This window comes from Asanoa sp. NPDC050611, assembly GCF_040654855.1.
In the GTDB taxonomy this organism is placed as follows: Bacteria; Actinomycetota; Actinomycetes; order Mycobacteriales; family Micromonosporaceae; genus Asanoa.
Genome location: NZ_JBFAIU010000579.1, coordinates 1 through 2625, shown reverse-complemented (window position 1 = coordinate 2625; position 2625 = coordinate 1). Strand labels below are relative to the sequence as shown.

At 73.5% G+C, this 2625-nt stretch carries 3 protein-coding genes and 1 pseudogene; 2 read left to right on the top strand and 2 right to left on the bottom strand.

Annotation, left to right across the window (positions count from 1 at the left end; genetic code table 11):
• Window positions 1–201, bottom strand: a pseudogene (locus AB0H87_RS40465) (hypothetical protein); the annotation flags it as partial.
• Window positions 202–338: 137 nt separating this feature from the next.
• Between AB0H87_RS40465 and AB0H87_RS40460 the strand changes: the two are divergent.
• Window positions 339–1088 carry a DUF72 domain-containing protein gene (locus tag AB0H87_RS40460; protein ID WP_360158733.1) on the top strand — a complete coding sequence of 250 codons (750 nt, stop codon included), beginning with the start codon at window positions 339–341 and terminating at the stop codon, window positions 1086–1088.
• On the top strand, window positions 1085–1867 hold the full coding sequence (locus AB0H87_RS40455; protein WP_360158730.1) for a 5'/3'-nucleotidase SurE: 783 nt from the start codon (window positions 1085–1087) through the stop codon (window positions 1865–1867). The genes AB0H87_RS40460 and AB0H87_RS40455 overlap by 4 nt, the downstream gene beginning before the upstream one ends.
• Here the strand turns inward: AB0H87_RS40455 and AB0H87_RS40450 are convergent.
• Entirely contained in the window at window positions 1864–2322 is a 459-nt protein-coding gene (locus AB0H87_RS40450) for a hypothetical protein (RefSeq protein ID WP_360158727.1), read from the bottom strand. The two genes, AB0H87_RS40455 and AB0H87_RS40450, sit on opposite strands and share 4 nt — an antisense overlap.
• Between the last annotated feature and the right edge of the window lie 303 nt (window positions 2323–2625).

Here is a 2625-nt window from a genome sequence, read left to right as displayed (position 1 = left end):
GTCGGCGACACCTTCGTCGTCGGAGGCGCTGCCGTCGGCGCCGCCGTCGTGGCCGCCGGCGTTCGTGCCGCCGTCCGCCGGGCCCTCGCCGGCACCACCGTCGGCGCCGCCGTCCTGGCGGCCGGGCATCGCGCCGCCGTCGGCCGGACCTTCCGCGCTGCCAGCGCCGGTCGTGGCCATGTCGTCGTCGTCGAGTGTCATCGAGTTGCCCCCTCGTGCTTATGACGCCCCCAAGGGGCGCTTCAGCAGTCCTCGTACCCGCCGAACGATCACCTGTAACCCCAGAATGACCCGTCCGGGCGGGCCTGCGCGGCCGAATCCGGGGTAAGTCAGGACGCGTGATTCTCGTCGGCACCTCCGGCTGGCAGTACCGGGACTGGCGCGGCCCCTTCTATCCCGAGAAGCTGCCGCAGAAGGCCTGGTTGGAGCACTACGCGACCCGGTTCGCGACCGTGGAGATCAACAATGCGTTCTACCGGCTGCCGGAGCGGGACACCTTCGTCCAGTGGCGGAAACGGACGCCCGAGGACTTCTGCGTCGGTGTCAAGATGAGCCGCTACCTCACGCACATCAAGCGCCTCAAAGACCCCGAGGAGCCGGTCAAGCGGTTCCTGGACCACGCGGAAGGGCTCGGCGACCGGCTCGGCCCGGTGCTCGTGCAACTCCCGCCGAACCTCAAGGCCGTCCCCGCCGACCTCGACGCGGTGCTGCGGCAGTTCCCGCGGGACGTGCGCGTCGCGGTCGAGCCGCGGCACGACACCTGGTGGACCGACGAGATCAGGGAGATCCTCACCAGGCACCGGGCCGCGCTGTCCTGGGCCGACCGGCTGGGCCGGCCGACGACACCGCTGTGGCGCACGGCCGACTGGGGTTACCTGCGGTTCCACGAAGGACGGGCGACGCCGCGGCCACGGTACGGGCGCAGCGCGTTGCGCACCTGGGCGGGCCGGCTGAAGGACGCCTTCGGGGCCGACGCCGACGCGTACGTCTACTTCAACAACGACCCGGGCGGTGCCGCCGTCGTCGACGCCGAGGTGTTCGCGCGGCAGGCGGCGGCGCTGGGCCTGACCCACTCGCGCACGCCATGAGCCCCCGCGTCCTGGTCACCAACGACGACGGCATCGACGCCGTCGGCATCCGCGTGCTCACCGAGACGCTGCGGGGACGCGGGCTCGACGTCGTCGTCGCCGCACCGCGGATCGACTCCAGCGGCACGAGCGCGGCGCTGACCGCGACCGAGGACGAGGGTCGTGTGCTGATCGACCAGCGCGACCTCGGGTACGCGATCGCCGGCTCCCCCGCCTACATCACGCTGCTCGGCCTGCGCGGTGCCTTCGGGCCGCCGCCGGACCTCGTGGTCTCGGGCATCAACCGGGGCGCCAACGCCGGCCGTGCGGTGCTCCACTCCGGAACGGTGGGCGCCGCGCTGACCGCGTCCGCCGCCGGCTGCCGGGCGATGGCGGTCTCGCTGGACATCCTGTCGCCGGAGCAGGCGACCACCGCGAGCGGTGGCGCCGTGATGCGAATGTCCAAAGCGGACGAAGCGGCCCGCAACTGGTCCACGGCTGCCGCGACCGCGGTCGACCTCGTCGACGCGCTGGTCGCCGCGCCGGCGGGCGTGGTGCTCAACGTCAACGTGCCCGACCTGCCCGCGGACAAGCTCCAGGGCGTACGCCGGGCGACCCTGGCCGCCTTCGGCCAGGTGCAGATGGCCGTCGTCGAGACCGGCGAGGGGTTCGTCCGCACGGCGCTCGAGGAGTCCGGCGAGCAGCTCGCGCCCGGCACGGACCTCGCGGCCCTGGCCGACGGCTACGCCACGGTGACGGCGCTGCGGGCGCTGACCGAGCTCACCGACGTGAATTTCTAGCTCGCGGCGACCGCCGCGGTCTCGGCGTCCCACAGCGCGATGACCACGCCCAGCACGAAGACCTGCGCCGGCACGGGCACCACCGGCAGGTCGAGCTCCACCTCGCGGCGCCAGACGCTGACGCGGCGCGCGTGGCCCACCGCGTTGCCTCCCAGGTAGAGGTCCTGGCGCTGGCTCCACATCGAGTGGCGGCGGAACTCGTAGGTCTGGCCGGCGTACCTCACGGTCCAGCGCTTGCGTCCCACCCGGTCGGCCGCGGCGATTTCGGTGCCGGCCTCGTCGACCATCGTGGACTTCGTGCCCCACGCGTTGGACCGCACCTCGTAGCGGTGGCCGTCGAGCGTGAACGCGCCGCCCTGCTTCCAGAACGACGCTTCCCACGTCGTCAACGGGCGGCCGTCGAGCGCGACCTCGTACCTGTTGCGCCAGCTACTGGTCGGGCGCGCCGTCAGCATGACCCCACGCTAGCCGCGCAGGGCAACCGGGCGACCGTCCCAGCGCCACGACTCGCGCCGGGGGTGGCCCGGCAGCTCGGCCCGGCCCGTCGCCCACAGCAGCCGCTCCCACGGGTCCGGGTGCGCCGGCAGGTCGGGGAAGAGCCGCGCGACGACCCGCTCGCACAGGTCGGCCGGCGGCTGCCAGGGCAGGCCGAGCGTGCCGGTCCCGGCGGCGCCAGCACCACCGGGATCGGCACCACCGGCTCCTCAGGCGCCGGCAGCGCCCGCTGCACCCCGTCCGGGAACATCACCCGGTAGCCC

Excerpts from the sequence above, each read along its gene's own strand:
- AB0H87_RS40455 (WP_360158730.1), top strand. The coding sequence starts at position 1,085 with ATGAGCCCCCGCGTCCTGGTCACCAACGACGACGGCATCGACGCCGTC.
- AB0H87_RS40450 (WP_360158727.1), bottom strand. The coding sequence starts at position 2,322 with ATGCTGACGGCGCGCCCGACCAGTAGCTGGCGCAACAGGTACGAGGTC.